A 16,755-nucleotide genomic window follows, 5' to 3' on the forward strand; every position below is an offset into this window, starting at 1 on the left:
CGCCGATGGTGCGGGGATCGAAGGTCACGGGGTCTCCTGGTCTCGAAGGTGTCGGAAGGTGCTGGAGCGGGCGATCAGCTGTCGGTGCCGCCGCCGCCCGTGACGTCGCCGGAGCCGGCGACGATCTTGTCGATGAAGCCGTACTCCAGGGCCTCCGCCGCCGTGAACCAGTGGTCGCGGTCGGAGTCGGCGTGAATCTGCTCGACGCTCTTGCCGGTCTGCTCGGCGATCAGCTCGGCGAGCTGGTTCTTCATCGAGAGGATGAGGTCGGCCTGGATGCGGATGTCGGTGGCGGTGCCGCCGAGGCCGCCGAGCGGCTGGTGCATGAGCACGCGGGTGTGCGGGGTCGCGTAGCGCTTGCCCTTCGTGCCGGAGGAGAGCAGGAACTGGCCCATCGAGGCCGCCATGCCCATGCCGACGGTCACGATGTCCGGCTTGACGAACTTCATCGTGTCGTAGATGGCCATGCCCGCGGTGATCGAGCCGCCGGGGCTGTTGATGTAGAGGTAGATGTCCTTGTCCGGGTCCTCGGCGGCCAGCAGCAGGATCTTGGCGCAGATCGCGTTGGCGTTCTCGTCGCGGACCTCAGAGCCGAGCCACACGATGCGCTCGCGCAGAAGGCGCTGGTAGACGTTGTCGTCGAGGCCCATCGGGGAATCGCCGGCCGCGTCACGGGGCGCGGAGGGCTGGCTGCTCTGCGGGGTCTGAGAGGTCACGGGGGCTCCTTGATCGCGGGAATCGTCGATGCGTCGACTCTAGGCGCTGGGTGGGAGGGTGACGGGTCCTGTTCGCCGCAGGCGCACTGCCACGGCGTCGCGGCCCCTGTGGCACCCCGCCCCCGGGAACGTCAAGGAGGGGCGAGAGTCGGTCACGACTTCCTGCCGAAGTGTAAAAAAGAGACAAAGAGCGTTCTCCGGGTCCGCCAAGCGCCTTCAGAACCGCCCGGCGACCCTCCTACCTTGAAGTCATCACCCCGGCCCCAGAGGTCGCGACATCCCGCAGGAATGCCCCCGACCCCCGGTCGGGATCGGAAGGAACTCCCGCTCATCATGGCTCAGCACAACTCCCACCGTCTCCCCGGCCGCGCTCAGCTCCCCACCCGCCAGGCCGGTACCGCGGCCCGCGGCCTCGGCGGCGCCGCCGTCCTCGGCACCGTCGTCCTCGGCACCGCCTTCACCGGCGCCTCGGCCCAGGCCGCGCCCGCCGCCCCGAGCGCCCCGGCCGCTCCGGCCGCCGCCGCTCCGGCCACTGCCGACGCCGCCCCCTCGGTCGCCCCGTCGGCCGCTCTGAACTCCACCCAGAAGCTCCGCTGGGGCTCCCGCGGCGGCGCCGTGCAGGAGCTGCAGTCGGCGCTGAACGCGAACGGCGCGGGCCTCGCGGTCGACGGCGTGTTCGGCAAGCGCACCCACGCGGCGGTCAAGGACTACCAGTCCTCGAAGGGCCTCCTGGTCGACGGGGTCGTCGGCCCGAACACCCGCGCCGCCCTGAACGGCGGCGTCTCCACCGGCGGTGCGTCCGCCCCCTCCTCGAGCGCTTCGAGCTCCTCCTCCGGCTCCTCCAGCACCATCGCGAACGCGGCCCGCTCCGCCGTGGGCACCCCCTACTCCTGGGGCGGCTCCTCCCTCGGCGGCATGGACTGCTCGGGCCTCGTGAACTACGCCTACAAGGCCGCCGGCATCTCGCTGCCGCGCACCTCCGGCCAGATCGCCAACGGCGGCCGCTGGATCTCCCAGTCGCAGGCCCAGCCCGGCGACATCGTCGCCTGGTCCGGCCACGTCGCGATCTACGCCGGCAACGGCCAGATCATCGACGCCTCCGGCTCGAAGCAGCGCGTCGTCGAGCGCTCCATCTGGGGCAACCCGATCGGCTTCGTCACCTACCGCTGAGCCACCGGCTCCTCGGCCCACGGCCCGGCTCCCCTCGCGGGAGCCGGGCCGTGCCCGTTCATCCGGCCCCGCTCGATCCGGCCGCTGCGCCGCTCCCCGCCGTCCCGCGGGGACGGTAGAGGCGGCCGAATCCCGCCTCCGCGCCCGGGATGGTCCCGACCAGCTCCCAGTCGATCCGCCGCCCGCCGGGCACCGAGAAGGCGCGCGTCCCGTCGCCGAGCATCACCGGCGCGGAGAAGATCTGCAGCTCGTCGACGAGGTCGAGCTCGAGGGCCTGGCGGGCGATGTCGGCGCTGATGATCTGCACGTCCTTGCCGTCCGCGAGCTCGTGGGCGCGACGGATCGCCTCGGCCACGTCGACGTCCAGGGCGGTCACCGAGGGATCGCCGGCGAGCTCCTCGGGCCGATGGGTCAGCACGATCTCGACCCCGCCCCAGGCCCCGCCGTAGGCCTCGGAGGTCAGCTCGCCGCGCTCGACCGCCTGCGCGACCGCGGCGTCGTAGCCGCGCCGGCCGGAGATGATCACACCGACGGGTTCGGCGAGCCGCGCCACGACCTCGCCGTCCATGGGCGGGCAGTCTCCCACCGACGCCGACGGGCCGCCACCCCGGAAGGGGTGGCGGCCCGTCGATCTGCCGTGCGGGGCCAGGCCCCGTCAGCGGCGGAGGGTCACTCGGCGGTCTCGTCCGTGGCGGCCCCGTCCTTCGCCGCCGCCTTCTTGGCGGCCGGCTTCTTGGCGGGGGCCTTCTTGGCCGGAGCCTTCTTCGCGGCGGGCTTCTCCTCGGAGTCCTCGGTCTGCTCGGCGTCGTCGGCCGCCTCGGCCTTCAGGCCGAGGTCGAGCACGTCGCCCTTCGCGTTCTTGACGGTGACGTCGGCGAGGACCACGTCGAGCGCCTTGGAGCGCTGCACCTCGGCGAAGATCTGCTCGAGCTGGCCGGACTGGGCGAGCATCTGCAGCAGCTGGTTCGACTCGATGCCGTACTGCGCGGAGAGCTGCGTCATGTAGCTCATGAGGTCGTTCTGGTCGACGTCGACCTGGCGGGTGCCGTTGATCTCGTCGAGCACGAACTGGGCGCGGATCGCCTTCTCGGTGTCCTCGCGGATCTCTTCGCCGTGCGGGTCGCCGGCCTCCTTGCCCTCGTTCTGCAGGTGGGTGAGGATCTCGTCCTCGACCAGCTGCTCGGGCACGGGGATCTCGAGCTCCTCGAGGAGCTTCTCGAGCAGGGCGTTGCGGGCGAGCGCCACGCGGTTGCCCTCGGCGTCCTTCTCGGCCTGGACCTTGAGGTCCTCCTTGAGCTCGTCGATGGTGTCGAACTCGGAGGCCATCTCGGCGAACTCGTCGTCGGCCTCGGGCAGCTCGCGCACCTTCACGGACTGCGCGGTGACCTTGACCTGCGCCTCCTCGCCCGCGCGGTCGCCGCCGGCGAGCTTCGAGACGAAGGTGGTGGACTCCTCGGCGGACAGGCCGATGAGCGCCTCGTCGAGGCCCTCGAGCATGTTGCCCTCGCCGATGCGGTAGGAGACGCCCTCGACGGACTCGATCTCCTCGTCGTCGATGGTGGCGATCATGTCGACGGAGACGAAGTCGCCGTCCTCGGCCGGGCGGTCCACGCCCACGAGGGTGCCGAAGCGCTCGCGCAGCTCGTCCAGGCGCACCTGGACGGCGTCGGCGTCGACCTCGGGCTCCTCGATCTCGACCTCGTAGGAGGCGAAGTCGGGCAGCTCGATCTCGGGGCGGACGTCCTGCTCGACGGTGAAGAGCAGGTTGCCCTCCTCGGAGCCGTCCAGGCCCGGCACCTCGGTGACCTCGACCTCGGGGCGGCCGACGGGCTTGAGCTCCGCCTCGGCCGCGGCCTGCTGGTAGAAGTCGGGCAGGGCGTCGTTGACGGCCTCCTGCATGATCGCGGGGCGGCCGAAGCGCTGCTCGACGAGCTTGGAGGGGACCTTGCCCTTGCGGAAGCCGGGGATCTGCACCTGATCGGCGATCTTCGTGGTGGCCGCCTCGACGGCGGGCTTGAGCTCGTCGAAGGGCACCTCGACGGTGAGCTTCACCCGGGTGGGGCTGAGCTTCTCGGACTCGGTCTTCACTGGTCAGGTCTCCCTGTAGATGGACATCGGATGGACGATTCTGATGGCGCCCCGGAGCTCGCGCGTCGGCGACCCGGCGGCGGAGTCGGGGTGACAGGATTCGAACCTGCGACTTCCCGCTCCCAAAGCGGGTGCTCTACCAAGCTGAGCTACACCCCGGAGGGCAACCCAGGGGATATTACCCGTTCCGCCCGTGCGGTGGCGGGGGGCGCCCGGGGCCCTGTGAGCAGATGCATGTCGTCCCGGCCACGCGGGATGTGCTCGGACGGCTCTGATCTGGTTCAATAGGGCCGTATGCGGGCGTAGCTCAATGGTAGAGCCTCAGTCTTCCAAACTGATTACGCGGGTTCGATTCCCGTCGCCCGCTCCAGCATCCGGGCCGCATCCTTCCTGTTCAGGGGGTGCGGCCCGGCCTCGTCCGGGCTCGCGCCCACGCGAGCTCCTCCCACTGCGCCACAGCCCCTTCCGGCAGGGCGGAGCCTCCAGCACGGACGTCGTCCGCCGGGCCGAGCGGATCTCACGTCGACGCCGCCTGCTCCCGTACGGCCTGCGTGACACGATGGGGCGATGACCACGCCCCCGAGCTCCGCACCGTTCCGCTTCCCCGTCGCCGCGCGCTATGCGGGGATGGAGTCCTCCCCGCTCAAGGACATCTTCGCCCTCGCCGCCCGCGAGGACGTGGTCTCCTTCGCCGGCGGCATCCCGGACCCGGAGCTGTTCGCGCTCGAGGAGGTCACCGCCTGCTACGACTGGGTGCTCTCCCAGCAGGGGAATCGCGCGCTGCAGTACGGGGTCAGCGAGGGCGAGCTCGAGCTGCGCGAGCAGGCCGCGCGCCGCGTCTCGCGCGACCTCCCCACCGACGCCTCGCAGATCCGCGTCACGTCCGGCTCCCAGGAGGGGCTGTTCGTCGTCGCCCAGGCCCTGCTCGAGCCGGGCGACGTGGTGCTGGTGGAGTCCCCGACCTATCTCGCCGCGGTCCAGGCCTTCTCGGTGCACGGCGCGCGGATGATCGGGGTGGACACCGACGACGACGGCGTGATCCCCGAGGCGCTCGAGGAGGCGATCCGCACCCACCACCCGCGGATGGTCTACCTGATCCCCACGTTCCAGAACCCGACCGGGCGCACGATGCCGCTCGAGCGGCGCCAGGCTGTCGCCGAGGTGCTGCAGCGCACGGACGTGCCGCTGATCGAGGACGATCCCTACGGCGCCCTGAGCTTCACCGGCAGCACCTGGGCGCCGATCGCGGCGCTGCCCGGCATGGGCGAGCGGACGATCCTGCTGAACTCGATGAGCAAGCTGATGAGCCCCGGCGTGCGCATCGGCTGGATGCGCGCGGAGGGCCCGGTGCTGGACACCCTCGCCGTGGCGAAGGCCGCGATCTCGATGCAGTCCTCCGTGGTGGACCAGCTGATGGTCGCCCGCTATCTCGAGACCGTGGACCTCGACGCCCACGTCGCCCGGGTCAGCGCCGTCTACCGCGAGCGGCGCGACGCGATGTCCGCGGCGATCGCCCCGGTGCTGCCGGACGGAGCGCACGTGACCCGTCCCGAGGGCGGGATGTTCCTGTGGGCCGCGCTCGGCGAGAGCTACGACGCGCAGGAGATGCTCGCCGATGCCGTCGAGGCCGGGGTCGCCTATCTGCCCGGCTGGTCCTTCTACGCCGACCATGCGGACCGCTCCACGATGCGGCTCAGCTTCGTCACCCACTCCCCCGCCGTGATCGAGGACGCCGTCGCCCGCCTCGGCGAGGTCATCGCCGCGCACCGCGCCTGAGCCGGCGCCCGGGCCGGCACCTGGGCCGACGCCCGACGGCCCGTCCTCCGACGCGCGATGTCGCGACGCACCGCGCCCCGGCACGGCGGGCGCGGCGACAGGGCAGAGACGTCAGATCGGCTTCTGCCACCGCAGCGTCGAGCGGAAGCCCTCGCGCCGGTGCAGCACGGCCCCCGGCAGGATCTCCCGGGCCCGCTCGCGCAGCTCCCCGTACGACCAGGCCGGGTCCCGGACCGGGATGCTCGGCCCCGGGACGGGATCCCGGACGGGGCGCGGATGCTTCACGAGCCCGATCAGCGGGTTCGACAGCACATTGCCGGCTCTTCAGAGTTGAGTGTGGGGTGAGGCGTCGAGGCCGCCGGTGATGAGGAGCATTCGGAGGCGGTAGTGCTCGAAATTCCGGAAGCCGCGGGCGGTGCGGCGGCCGAGCTCGATGAGCCCGTTGACGGCCTCGGTGCCGCCGTTGCTCGCGCCGTTGGTGTCGAAGTAGGCCAGGAACGCTGTCCGCCAGCGGCGCAGAGTCTTCCCGAGCCTGGCGATCTCCGGGATCGGGCAGGACGGCAGGGAGGCGATGAGCTCCTCGGCGAGCTGTCGCCCTCGTGCGGGTGTGGGCTGGTGGAAGACGTCGCGGAGGTCTTGGGAGCAGTGGTAGGCGACCTCGACCGCGACATGCTCGGGATGCGCCGCGAACGCGCTGGCCAGCCGAGTCTGCTGGCGCGGGGTGAGGCGTTCGCGCCCCGCGCGGAGGATGTGGCGGATGCCGTAGAGGGGATCTCCCTTGCGGCCGCGGTGGCCGAGGGTCTCCTGCTGGATCCGGCGGCGAACGTCATCGACCGCCGCCCCGCCGAGCTTGACGATGTGGAAGGCGTCCAGCACGCAGGTCGCATCTTCGAGCTGGTCATCGATCGCGTTCTTATATCCCTGGAACGGGTCCAGCGTCGCGATCTCGACCCGCCGTCGGAACGTCTCGCCCCGCTCGTCCAGCCAGTCTCGGTAGGCCTTGCCGGATCGGCCGGGGACCAGGTCCAGCAGCCTGGCGGTGGGGTGGGGTCCTCGGGTCAGGTCGACCATCCCGGTGAGCTCCTTCGGGCCGCGCCGGCGCGGGTCGCGGTGGTGCCAGATGTGCTCGTCCACGCCCAGGACCTGCACTCCCTCGAACCGGGACGGGTCGTTCGCAGCCTCGATCAGGAGTGGTCGGACCTGGGACCAGACCGTGTTCCAGGTCGTGCCGAGCTGACGAGCAAGGCCCTGGATAGTCGCTCCCTCGCGGCGGAGCTGACCGATCGCCCAGCGGATCGCGCGCGTGCTCAGCAGGCCCCGCGGAGCGCAGACCTCCGGGTCCTGCTCCACGAACGAGACCACCTCGCAGAGGCCCTCGTGGCAGATCCAGCGGCGCTTGCGCCACCGGATCCGCACTGGACGGCCCGCCCAGGGCGCATCGATCACCTCGACCATCACTCGGCCGTGACCAGCGGCGATGACTCCGCAACCAGGGCATCCGGCCACTGGATCGCAGGACTCGACCTCGAGCACCAGGCCCGTACGGCCCTTCACCACCGAGGCCAGATGGAGGGTGGGGAAATCGAGGAGAAGATCGCAACGGTCGCAGCGGCCGAGCGCGTCAGAGCAGGCGCACGTAGAGTTGGGCATTGTCGAGGTCCTTGAGATTAGCGGGGGTAGAAGTCCGCTCATCATCGAGGACCTCGACGTCTATCCCCAGCTACCCGACGCCACCGGCGCGCCCACACTCAACTCTGAAGAGCCACATTGCCGATGTCCCACAGCAGGTCGAGCCGCGTGCGGGGCACGGTGAGGGTGACCACGAGCAGACGCCCGCCGGGACGCAGCAGGTCGCGGGCCTGGCCGAGGGCCGGCTCGAGCTCCATGTGATGGAGGGAGGCGATCATGGTCAGCGCGTCGTAGTGCCCTCCCGTCCCCTCGGCCCGCAGCATCTCAGCGTGCGCCCCGAGTCCGCGGCGCCGGATCGTGACGCCGTCGAGGTCACGGCACCGCTCGGCGGCGACAAGAGCCATCTGGGGGTCGGGGTCGATGCCGTCGACCTGCGCGACGCGCCCGGCGAGGGCGCGCACGAGGTCGCCGCGTCCGCAGCCGACGTCGAGGACCCGGGCCGCTCCCGGCGGCAGCGAGCGCAGCACCCAGCGGTGGAAATGGGGGTTGTGGTCCCAGGGGTGGCGCGCGTTCAGGCGGTGCAGAACCCGTTCCGCACGGCGGATCACGGGGTTCGGCGTCGTGCGGACGTCCACCTCTCGCCCCCTCTCATGCCTGCAGCTCCCGCAGGCGTCGTCGGGTCAGCAGCACGAGCAGGCCGACGAGCACGGCCGCGGCGAGGAGCACGGCCCCGGGGCCGGAGGGGAGCACGAGCAGCAGCGCCGCGGCGCCCAGCAGCGGCACGACGACGGCGTCGGCCTGCCAGGCCAGCATGACCAGCACCGACAGGTCCCCCTGAGGGGTCGGGATCGGAGTGGCGAGCGCGAGCGGCATGGTGCCCTTCGCCGCCTCCCAGGCCCGTGCGGCGAGGACCGTGGCGGCCACGGCGACGGGCAGCAGCACGGAACCGCTCCCCGCCCCGCCGCCGACGACCGCGACGAGCGTCCCGCCGAGCGCGCCGAGCGCCACCAGGAGCAGCCCAGGCGCGGCGGCGTGGAGCAGCAGCTGCCTCCCCGCGCGCTGACCGAGCAGGGGCGGGGCGCCGAGGGTGTGCACCCCGTGACGGATCCCGTCGACGAAGGCTCCCGCCCCGGTCCGCAGCGAGAGGGCGCCCAGCAGCAGCACCGTCCAGGCCGCCGGCCCCGGCAGCAGCGGCGCCCCGCCCAGGGCGACGGCGCCGAGCAGCACCGCGAGCGCGCCGCCCGCGCACCGGTCGGGCGTGCGCAGCCAGGCGACCGCGTCCCGTCGCGCGTACAGCAGCACCGTCGGGCCCCCGCCGATCGCCCGCAGACGACGGCCCGCCGCGGGCAGGGCGCGGAAGGCGCCGGCCGCCCCGGCGAGGTCCGTCGCCGTCGCGCTGGTGGTCGCGGCCTCCCAGCGCGCCGCCTGCGCGGCCAGCTCGGTCCCCCGCAGCCGACCGAGCAGGGCCGCGCACAGCGCGACGCCGGCCGCTCCCGCCGCCGCGAGACCCACCGCCCATGCCGCGACCGGTCCGTCCGACGGCGCGGCGCTCTGGGACCACATGCCGCGGGCGAGCTCCCGGACGGCCAGCAGCGGCGGCGCTGCCGCGATCGCCGCTCCGAGCCCGAGCAGGAGGAGCAGGAGGCGCCGGGGCGTCGACCGCAGCAGCTGCCCCGCGGACCAGGCTCCTCCCCACAGCAGCCCCACCCCGACCCCGGCGAGCGCCAGGAGCGCCGCCGTGCCCGGCCCCGTCCGGTCTGCCGCCATCAACGTCGCCGCCACCAGCACGGCGGGCAGCGCGGCGGCGAGCAGCGGCAGCAGCAGTGCACGTGCGAAGGGGCGTCGCAGCACCCGGCCGCGTGGGAGCGGGCCGCCGGCCATGGTCGCGGTGAAGAAGGGCGGGAGCAGGGCGGGGCCCCGCACCGCGCCGAGGCCGACGAGGCCGGCGGCGACGGCGAGGGACAGCGCGATCGCCGTGGGCGGCGCCCCGGCGCTCAGCAGGAGGGCGAGCACGTCCTCTCGTGCCAGCGCCCGGCCCGTCGACAGCAGCGCCGGCAGCCCGAGCACGACGGCTCCCATCGTGACGACGTAGAGCAGATAGAGCAGGTCGCCGCGGGTGCGGGCGCGGGACCGCTGCGCCCACACCTCTCGGACGGGGCCGAGGGAGGCGCTCACCACGGCTCCTCGAGCGCGAGCCGGCCGTCGGCGAGCTGATCGACCAGACGCGGGCTGTGGCTCGCGAGCACGATCGCGGTGCCGGCCCGGGCCCTGCCGCGCAGCGCGTCGATCACCAGATCGAGCCGGTCGGGGTCCAGGCGCTGCTCGGGCTCGTCCAGGACCAGCACGGCGCTGGGGCGGGCGAGGGCGAGTGCGAGGGAGACCAGCTGGGACTGGCCGCTGGAGAGCTCGTGGGGGAAGCGGTCCGCGAGCGGGAGGATCCGCAGCTCCTCGAGGAGCTCTCGGCCCCGCGCACGGGCGGCCGAGGCATCGCTCCCCCAGGTCGCCCCGACGAACTGGAGGTGCTCGAGGACGGTGAGGTCCCGGGCGGTCTGCGCCGGTCCGATGAGCGCCGAGAGCGCCTCGCGGAAGACGCGGTCGCGGTCGTCGGGGCGCCTGCCCGCCACGCGCACCCGTCCGGCCGTCGGTGCGAGGAGGCCGGCGATGACCCGCAGCAGGGTCGTCTTGCCGCTGCCGTTGGGGCCGGTGACGGCCAGGACCTCGCCCGCGTCGACGCGGCCGCTCGCCTCCAGCAGCAGCACGCTCTCCTCCCGCAGCACGCCGATCCCCTCGAAGGCCACGACCTCCGGCGAGGTCGAGGGCGGTGGGGTCGTCGAGGGAGGGACCGGCATGGCCCCATTCCACCGCATCGTCCCGCAGACCGCCCCCGACGATCGTCGGCACTCCGTCGCGCCTCCGGGGAGGAGCGCCCGACCGGAGCCGCACGGCCGCGGCCGTCCGATCGCGGCCGTCCGATCGCGGCCGTCCGACCGGAGCGACCCGGCCCGGATGTGACCCACGTGGAAACGTCAGGGCCTGGATAAATTGTCAGATCCGTGAGACCATGGAGAGGCGCTGTCGTAGGCTCTGCCACCCTGTCCCTGCAGGTCGAGCGGGGCTCGAGCCGCCCTGTTTCCCCTCGTGGACCGGTCCTTCCCGGGCCGGGCCGAGGTCGCGGGCGGCCGCCTCGACCCCACCAGGGCCGCGGTACCGCCGGCGCACAGGTCCATCGAGGAGGAACCCCTTGTCCGTTGCCACTGCGTCCGACTCCACCGCTTCGAAGGTCGGCAAGGTGCTCACGCACCCCGTCCACGGCCCGGTGCGCATCGTCTCGACCCTGACCCGCACCGTCAAGGGCGAGCCGCGCGAGTACGTGGACCTGGAGGTCATCGGCGACGAGATGCGGATCTCCGTGCCCGCTGACGGCAAGGACGTCGTCGGCCTGCGCCCCGTGCTCGGGACGAAGGAGGTCGACACGCTGATCTCCCAGCTCGGCGAGCCCATCGAGCCGCCGGCGAAGAAGGCGTCCTGGGCCCACCGCATCAAGTCGCTGCAGATGCAGCTCCAGTCCGGCCGTCTCACCGACCGCATCGAGGTCATCCGATCGATCGTGCGCGACTCCGGCGGCACCCCGTCCTCCCTCGCCGAGCGCAACCTGCTCAAGCAGGCCATCGACCCGCTGGCCTCGGAGATCGCCATCGCCCGCTCCGTGAGCCGCGAGGACGCCGCGGAGCTGCTGCAGAGCACCGCCGAGGGCGCCCTGGTCGACGCCGCGGCCTGACCGCCGACCCGGCGCGCTCCAGCTCCAGGAGCCGCCGCACCGCCCCGCTGCCCCGTGTCAGCGCCCCCGGGTCCCCCCGGAGGGTGTGACGCGGGGCAGCGTGCGTGAGAGCCACAGCCCGCCCGCGACGCAGAGCGCCCCGGTGGCGGCGCCCGCGACGGCGACGGGGGCGAGCAGGGTGATCGCGGTGACCAGCAGCGGGGCGGAGAGCCGCCCGGCGCCGAGCATCGTGTTCCACCAGGAGAGATAGCGGGTGCGCCCGTGCACCGGGGAGACGTCGATCCCGAGGGTCACCACGATCCCGGAGCCGAGCCCGTTGCCGACGCCGATCAGCAGACTGGGCAGCAGCAGGGCGAGGACCGAGGCGGTGCCGCCACCGTCGGCCCAGGCGGTCCCGAGCAGGGCGAGCAGGAGGAATCCCGCGCCCATCACGAGCGCGCAGGGCACCGCGACGGCGGCGCGGCCAGAGCGGTCCATCAGGGTCCCGGCCGGGATCACCAGCAGGATCTCCAGCGCCGCCGAGATCCCGAAGACCACCGAGATCCACACCGGGTCCAGGCCCAGCGCGTCGCCCAGCAGCGGGACGATCACGGGCCGGTTCACCCGGGCCATCATCACCGGCGCGATCCCGACGCCGACGGCCACCATCCGCCGCAGCACCGCCCGGTCCAGCGTGACCTGGGCCGGGGAGCGCGGGGCGCGTCCGCGTCGGCCCTCCGCACCCCGGGACCGGGCCTCCCCCGGAGGGAGGAACGCGGCCACCATCACGGTGCCGGCCGCGGCGGTGAGCGCGAAGAGCAGGAACACCCCGGCCATCGAGCCAGCCGCCATCACGACCGCGCCGAGCAGCGGCCCGATCACCTCCCCCACCCGGATCACCCCGCCGAAGAGGGTCATGCCGCGCGCCCGCATCGTCGCGGGCAGGGCGGTGCCGAGATACGCCTGCCGTCCCAGCTGCCACACCTGGGTGCTCGCGGCCATCACCAGCAGCAGGACCACCAGCATGATCCGGTGCAGGAGGTCGCCGCCGCCCTCGAGCGCGGGCGCGATCAGCACGAAGGCCGAGACGTTCGAGACCACGAGCAGGCAGCCGGTGATCACCAGCGCCGCGCGCGCCCCGATCCGGGAGATGAGGCGTCCGGCGGGAATCGGGCCGAGGAAGGAGGTGAGGCCGAAGATGGTCGACAGCGCCGCGGCCTGCGGGATGCTGAAGCCGAGGTCGCGCGCCAGCAGGGGGATCACCGGCATCAGCGCGGCCATGCCCACGAACTCCAGCAGGCTCGGCGCATAGACCGAGGGGACCAGCCCGCGCAGCACCGCCGCGGGTGAGCGCCCGTCCCTCGAGGCGGGGCCGGGGGCAGGGGTGGTCACCGCCCGAGTGTGGCACCGGTTCGTGAGCCGGGGCGAAGACCTCCCGGGGAGCGGACGCCCTCCCGCCCGCTCAGGCCTCCTGCGGGGAGTCCAGGTTGGAGCGGAGCACCTCCGTCTCGACTCGCCGCGCGGTGCGCTCGTCCACTCCCGCCGCGACGGCCTCGGCGGCCCAGCGCACGGACCAGGCGCGCAGGTAGCGACGTCCCTCCTCGCCCCGCATCCACTCGCGGGTGGGGACGGGCGCCTCGGCGAGGCAGCTGTGGCGCCAGCCGTCGGTGTGCGCGACGAGCGCGAGCAGCGCGAGCTCCCAGCCGAGCGCCACCTCGCCCGGGCCGCCCCGGTCGAAGCGCTCGCGGGGCACGAGGACGGTGTGGCGCAGCCGGAGCAGCGTCGTGCCGTCGTCCTCCGGGTCCAGCCGGATCTGGAGCGGGTCCTCGTCGCCGATCTGCTCCCACAGCAGGGAGAGGCGGTGGGGCTCCTCGACCTCGAGCACGGTCCCGCTCGCGCCGTGCGGCGCGGTGAAGCGCCCGCCCTCGCGCAGCTCGCCCCGGACGGGGCCGTACCAGGCCTCGAGCTCCTCGGGGCGGGTCAGCAGGGGCCACAGCTGCGCCGGGGCCAGGTCCAGGTTGGTGGTGAGGGTGAGCACCGCCCGCACCTGCGGGTGGCCGCCGGGGGCCTGCTCGTCGATCTCGAGCTCGCGCCGCACCGCCTCCAGGGCGGGCAGCGACTCGGTGGCAGTCATCGTCTCCTCGGAAGGTCTCGAGCCGTTCCGGGCCGGCGCACGGGCGCGGGCACGGACCCCCGAAGCGTAGCCCACCGCCAAGGCCCGTAGCATGGCCGATGTGACTTCAGCGCGAACCTTCCGACCAGCAGATCTCACGGCTCATCTCTTCGATCTCGACGGGGTCGTGACCCCGACGGCCGAGGTGCACATGCGCGCCTGGGCGACGATGTTCGAGCAGTTCCTCTCCTCCCGCGGCGTCGAGGCGCCGTACACGGAGGCGGACTACTTCGAGCACGTCGACGGCCGCCCCCGCTACGACGGCGTCCGTGCGGTCCTCGCCTCCCGCGGCCTCGAGCTGCCCGAGGGCGAGGACTCCGATCCCGGCGAGCAGAGCGCCGGGGAGGAGACCGTGCGCGGCCTCGGCAACCGTAAGAACGAGCTCGTGCTCGAGCTGCTGCGCCGCGACGGCGTGGCGCCCTATCCGGGCACCGTCGCCTATCTGGACTCGCTGGGCGAGGGAGCGCGCCTGGCGATCGTCTCCTCCTCCCGCAACGCGGAGGAGGTGCTGCGCTCGGCCGGGCTGCGGGAGCGCTTCGAGCACGTGGTCGACGGGAACGTCGCCGCCCGCGAGGGCCTGCCGGGCAAGCCCGCCCCGGACACCTTCCTCCGCGCCGCCGCGCTGCTGGGCGTCGAGCCCGCCGACGCGGTGGTCTACGAGGACGCCGTCTCCGGCGTCGCCGCCGGCGCCGCGGGGCGTTTCGGCGCCGTCGTCGGCGTGGACCGCGGGGCGGGGCGCGAGGAGCTGACCGCCGCCGGAGCCACCCTCGTCGTCGCCGATCTGGCGGAGCTGGCATGACCCGTCTGCGCTCGCTGCCCGAGGACCCCGTGGACCGCACCCGCCTGCCGGTCGACGAATGGCGCCTGGTCGAGTCGCGGCCGGGCGGCGACCTGGGCCTGATGGAGACGCTGTTCGCGACCGCGAACGGCTATCTCGGGATGCGCGGCACGCCCGAGGAGGGCCGGGACGCGCACAGCCACGGCACCTTCCTCAACGGCTTCCACGAGACCTGGGACATCAACCACGCCGAGTCCGCCTTCGGCTTCGCCCGCACCGGGCAGACGATGATCTCGGTGCCGGACTCCTCCACGCTCAAGCTGTACGTGGACGACGAGCCGCTGCTGCTGTCGATCGCGGACCTCGAGGAGTACGAGCGCTGGATCGACTTCCGCGAGGGCGTGCTGCGGCGCGAGCTGATCTGGCGCACCCCCGCCGGGAAGCGCGTGAAGGTCTCCACCGCGCGGATGATCTCCTTCTCCCAGCGCCACCTCGCGCTGATGACGATGCGGGTGGAGATGCTCGAGGGCTCCGCCCCGATCGCGATCTCCTCCCAGATCGTGAACCGGCAGGACTATCGCGATGACTTCGGCAAGGGCGTGGACGGCGGCCCCGTCACCGACAAGGCCGATCCGCGCCAGACCACCGCCTTCACCCACCGGGTGCTCGAGCCGATGCAGGACTGGCACAGCGAGCGGCGGATGCTGCTGGGATACCGGGTGGCGCGCTCGGGCATGACCCTCGCCGTCGGCGCAGACCACGTGATCGAATCCGACGCCGAGACCGAGCACCTCACGGACACCTCGGCCGACTTCGGCCGACAGGTCACCCGCGCCCATCTCGAGGAGGGCTCGGTGCTGACGGTGCGCAAGTCGGTGGCCTACCACTCCTCGCGCTCGGTGCCCCATCGCGAGCTCTTCGACCGCTGCCGCCGCACCCTGGACCGGGTGCGTCGCGACGGCTTCGAGGCGCATCTCGCGACGCAGCGGGAGTACCTCGCGGACTTCTGGCAGAGCTCGGACGTGCAGCTGCCGGGCCAGCCCGAGGCGCAGCAGGCGACGCGCTGGTGCCTGTTCCAGCTCGCCCAGGCCACGGCCCGCTCCGACCAGTGGGGCATCCCCGCCAAGGGCGTGACCGGCTCGGGCTACGAGGGCCACTACTTCTGGGACAGCGAGATCTACGTCGTCCCCTTCCTCACCTTCACCCAGCCGCGCTGGGCCCGTAACGCGCTGCGCTTCCGCACGACCATGCTGCCCAAGGCGCGCGAGCGGGCACGGGAGCTGAACCAGCGCGGGGCCCTGTTCCCCTGGCGCACGATCAACGGCGACGAGGCCTCCGCCTACTACGCGGCCGGCACCGCGCAGTACCACATCGACGCCGACGTCTCCTACGCCTTCTGCCAGTACACGGACGTGACCGGCGACGTCGACTTCGAGCGCCGCGACGGGGTGCAGGTGCTGGTGGAGACCGCCCGGATGTGGGCGGACCTCGGGTTCTGGCGGGTCACCGCCGCGGGCGTCTCGAGCTTCCACATCAACGGCGTGACCGGCCCGGACGAGTACACGACGGTCGTGAACAACAACCTGTTCACGAACGTGATGGCGCGCTACAACCTGCGCCGCGCGGCCCGCGCCGTGCGGGACCTGCGCGCGGCCGACGAGGCCGCCTACGAGGCGTTGCGCGTCGAGCTCGAGCTGGACGAGATGGAGCTGGACCAGTGGGAGGCCTGCGCGGACGGCATGTTCGTGGCGAAGGACGACTCCCTCGGCATCCACCTCCAGGAGGATCGCTTCCTGGAGCGGGAGATCTGGGACGTGGCGAACACTCCGGAAGAGGCGTTCCCGCTGCTGCTGCACTTCCACCCGCTGGTGATCTACCGCTTCCAGGTGCTCAAGCAGGCCGATGTGGTGCTGGCCCAGTTCCTGCGCGGCAGCGAGTTCACCGCGGAGGAGAAGCGCGCCGACTTCGAGTACTACGACCCGATCACCACCGGGGACTCCTCGCTCTCCGCCGTGGTCCAGTCGATCATGGCCGCCGAGGTGGGCCATCAGGAGGCGGCGCTGGACTACTTCCGGGCCGGGCTCTTCGTGGACCTCGGGAACCTCCACGGCAACACCTCCGACGGCGTGCACATCGCCTCGGCGGGCGGGGTGTGGAACGCGCTCGTGCACGGCTTCGGCGGGATGCGCCACGACGAGGGCCGGATCAGCTTCGACCCGCGCCTGCCGGCGCAGTGGCCCGAGCTCTCCTTCCCGCTGACGGTGCGCGGCTCCCGCTTCCGGGTGCGCCTGGTGCGCGAGGAGATCTCCTTCACGCTCGAGACCGGCGAGGAGATCGAGGTCTCCGTGCGCGGCGAGAGCGTGCGGGTGACCGCCGACGGCGTCTCCGTCCCGCTCGCTGACCAGGGCCCGCTGCTGGACGATGCGGTGCTGTCCAGGCCCGTCGGCCTGGGCGATGCCCGCGCGGACGGCTCGATCATGACCTCCTTCGTGCCGGGCGATCCCGAGGACCCGTGGGAGTACCCGGTCGCCTCCGACCCCGACGACATCGTCGACGAGGGCTGAGAGATCATCGACGGAGGCTGACCGGCGCGTCACGAGGGCGGGGCCCCTGCGGCGCGGTGGACTAGGCTCCACAGCGCCCGCACGGCCCCCGCCCCTCCGTCCCG

15 protein-coding genes and 2 tRNA genes are annotated in these 16,755 nt (G+C 72.9%); 6 read left to right on the forward strand and 11 right to left on the reverse strand.

All coding sequences use genetic code 11. The features are described from left to right. Positions 1–74 precede the first annotated feature (74 nt). A complete protein-coding gene (locus RBL05_RS05990) occupies positions 75–650 on the reverse strand; it encodes an ATP-dependent Clp protease proteolytic subunit (protein WP_050815762.1) in 576 nt (191 codons plus the stop codon). Between the two features lie 399 nt (positions 651–1,049). Here RBL05_RS05990 and RBL05_RS05995 point away from each other — a divergent pair, with 399 nt between their 5' ends. Then, positions 1,050–1,886, forward strand: coding sequence for a C40 family peptidase (locus RBL05_RS05995; protein ID WP_308740256.1), 837 nt, complete (start codon positions 1,050–1,052; stop codon positions 1,884–1,886). Between the two features lie 58 nt (positions 1,887–1,944). On the opposite strand, the gene RBL05_RS06000 is transcribed toward RBL05_RS05995, so the two are convergent. The 3 genes from RBL05_RS06000 to RBL05_RS06010 form a co-directional block, all read right to left on the reverse strand. Next, positions 1,945–2,454, reverse strand: coding sequence for a dihydrofolate reductase family protein (locus tag RBL05_RS06000; protein WP_308740255.1), 510 nt, complete (start codon positions 2,452–2,454; stop codon positions 1,945–1,947). A gap of 101 nt (positions 2,455–2,555) precedes the next feature. Next, the gene (gene tig, locus RBL05_RS06005; protein WP_308740254.1) at positions 2,556–3,974 is read right to left on the reverse strand and encodes a trigger factor; all 1,419 of its coding nucleotides are present in this window, start codon (positions 3,972–3,974) and stop codon (positions 2,556–2,558) included. 85 nt (positions 3,975–4,059) lie between these two features. Further along, a tRNA-Pro gene (locus RBL05_RS06010) sits at positions 4,060–4,133 on the reverse strand. 137 nt (positions 4,134–4,270) lie between these two features. Here RBL05_RS06010 and RBL05_RS06015 point away from each other — a divergent pair. Together RBL05_RS06015 and RBL05_RS06020 are read left to right on the forward strand one after the other, a co-directional pair. After that, positions 4,271–4,344, forward strand: a tRNA-Gly gene (locus RBL05_RS06015). A 197-nt stretch (positions 4,345–4,541) separates the two neighbouring features. Beyond that, positions 4,542–5,750 (forward strand): PLP-dependent aminotransferase family protein, encoded by a 1,209-nt coding sequence (locus tag RBL05_RS06020; protein ID WP_263310619.1) that lies wholly within the window; start codon positions 4,542–4,544, stop codon positions 5,748–5,750. 111 nt (positions 5,751–5,861) lie between these two features. Here the strand turns inward: RBL05_RS06020 and RBL05_RS06025 are convergent, their stop codons facing one another. The 5 genes from RBL05_RS06025 to RBL05_RS06045 all read right to left on the reverse strand — a co-directional run bounded on the left by RBL05_RS06025 (position 5,862) and on the right by RBL05_RS06045 (position 10,246). Continuing rightward, entirely contained in the window at positions 5,862–6,062 is a 201-nt protein-coding gene (locus tag RBL05_RS06025; RefSeq protein WP_308740253.1) for a hypothetical protein, read from the reverse strand. Between the two features lie 12 nt (positions 6,063–6,074). Continuing rightward, positions 6,075–7,400, reverse strand: coding sequence for an ISL3 family transposase (locus tag RBL05_RS06030; RefSeq protein ID WP_308739197.1), 1,326 nt, complete (start codon positions 7,398–7,400; stop codon positions 6,075–6,077). Positions 7,401–7,498: 98 nt separating this feature from the next. Beyond that, the gene (locus RBL05_RS06035) at positions 7,499–8,014 is read right to left on the reverse strand and encodes a class I SAM-dependent methyltransferase (protein WP_308740252.1); all 516 of its coding nucleotides are present in this window, start codon (positions 8,012–8,014) and stop codon (positions 7,499–7,501) included. A 13-nt stretch (positions 8,015–8,027) separates the two neighbouring features. Continuing rightward, complete coding sequence (locus RBL05_RS06040) at positions 8,028–9,554, reverse strand: hypothetical protein (protein WP_308740251.1); 1,527 nt, start codon at positions 9,552–9,554, stop codon at positions 8,028–8,030. Next, positions 9,551–10,246 (reverse strand): ATP-binding cassette domain-containing protein, encoded by a 696-nt coding sequence (locus tag RBL05_RS06045; protein ID WP_412523782.1) that lies wholly within the window; start codon positions 10,244–10,246, stop codon positions 9,551–9,553. Before RBL05_RS06045 ends, RBL05_RS06040 begins: the two co-directional genes overlap by 4 nt. Positions 10,247–10,620: 374 nt before the next feature. On the opposite strand from RBL05_RS06045, the gene RBL05_RS06050 reads away from it, so the two are divergent. After that, positions 10,621–11,157 (forward strand): CarD family transcriptional regulator, encoded by a 537-nt coding sequence (locus RBL05_RS06050; protein ID WP_263310615.1) that lies wholly within the window; start codon positions 10,621–10,623, stop codon positions 11,155–11,157. A gap of 57 nt (positions 11,158–11,214) precedes the next feature. On the opposite strand, the gene RBL05_RS06055 is transcribed toward RBL05_RS06050, so the two are convergent. Both RBL05_RS06055 and RBL05_RS06060 read right to left on the reverse strand, forming a co-directional pair. Then, positions 11,215–12,528 carry an MFS transporter gene (locus RBL05_RS06055; protein ID WP_308740250.1) on the reverse strand — a complete coding sequence of 438 codons (1,314 nt, stop codon included), beginning with the start codon at positions 12,526–12,528 and terminating at the stop codon, positions 11,215–11,217. A 70-nt stretch (positions 12,529–12,598) separates the two neighbouring features. Next, positions 12,599–13,270, reverse strand: a complete 672-nt coding sequence (locus RBL05_RS06060; RefSeq protein WP_308740249.1) for an SRPBCC domain-containing protein — start codon at positions 13,268–13,270, stop codon at positions 12,599–12,601. 91 nt (positions 13,271–13,361) lie between these two features. On the opposite strand from RBL05_RS06060, the gene RBL05_RS06065 reads away from it, so the two are divergent. Together RBL05_RS06065 and RBL05_RS06070 are read left to right on the forward strand one after the other, a co-directional pair. Continuing rightward, on the forward strand, positions 13,362–14,108 hold the full coding sequence (locus tag RBL05_RS06065; RefSeq protein WP_308740248.1) for an HAD family hydrolase: 747 nt from the start codon (positions 13,362–13,364) through the stop codon (positions 14,106–14,108). Continuing rightward, on the forward strand, positions 14,105–16,651 hold the full coding sequence (locus RBL05_RS06070; protein WP_263310611.1) for a glycoside hydrolase family 65 protein: 2,547 nt from the start codon (positions 14,105–14,107) through the stop codon (positions 16,649–16,651). Before RBL05_RS06065 ends, RBL05_RS06070 begins: the two co-directional genes overlap by 4 nt. Positions 16,652–16,755 lie beyond the last annotated feature (104 nt).

This window comes from Brachybacterium sp. GU-2, from assembly GCF_030866705.2.
Lineage (GTDB): Bacteria > Actinomycetota > Actinomycetes > Actinomycetales > Dermabacteraceae > Brachybacterium > Brachybacterium conglomeratum.

What these genes read in the sequence shown, in the direction of transcription:
- RBL05_RS05990 (WP_050815762.1), bottom strand. Translation starts at nt 650, where the DNA reads ATGGGCCTCGACGACAACGTCTACCAGCGCCTTCTGCGCGAGCGCATC.
- RBL05_RS05995 (WP_308740256.1), top strand. Translation starts at nt 1,050, where the DNA reads ATGGCTCAGCACAACTCCCACCGTCTCCCCGGCCGCGCTCAGCTCCCC.
- RBL05_RS06000 (WP_308740255.1), bottom strand. Translation starts at nt 2,454, where the DNA reads ATGGACGGCGAGGTCGTGGCGCGGCTCGCCGAACCCGTCGGTGTGATC.
- RBL05_RS06020 (WP_263310619.1), top strand. Translation starts at nt 4,542, where the DNA reads ATGACCACGCCCCCGAGCTCCGCACCGTTCCGCTTCCCCGTCGCCGCG.
- RBL05_RS06030 (WP_308739197.1), bottom strand. Translation starts at nt 7,400, where the DNA reads ATGCCCAACTCTACGTGCGCCTGCTCTGACGCGCTCGGCCGCTGCGAC.
- RBL05_RS06045 (WP_412523782.1), bottom strand. Translation starts at nt 10,246, where the DNA reads ATGCGGTGGAATGGGGCCATGCCGGTCCCTCCCTCGACGACCCCACCG.
- RBL05_RS06060 (WP_308740249.1), bottom strand. Translation starts at nt 13,270, where the DNA reads ATGACTGCCACCGAGTCGCTGCCCGCCCTGGAGGCGGTGCGGCGCGAG.
- RBL05_RS06065 (WP_308740248.1), top strand. Translation starts at nt 13,362, where the DNA reads ATGGCCGATGTGACTTCAGCGCGAACCTTCCGACCAGCAGATCTCACG.
- RBL05_RS06070 (WP_263310611.1), top strand. Translation starts at nt 14,105, where the DNA reads ATGACCCGTCTGCGCTCGCTGCCCGAGGACCCCGTGGACCGCACCCGC.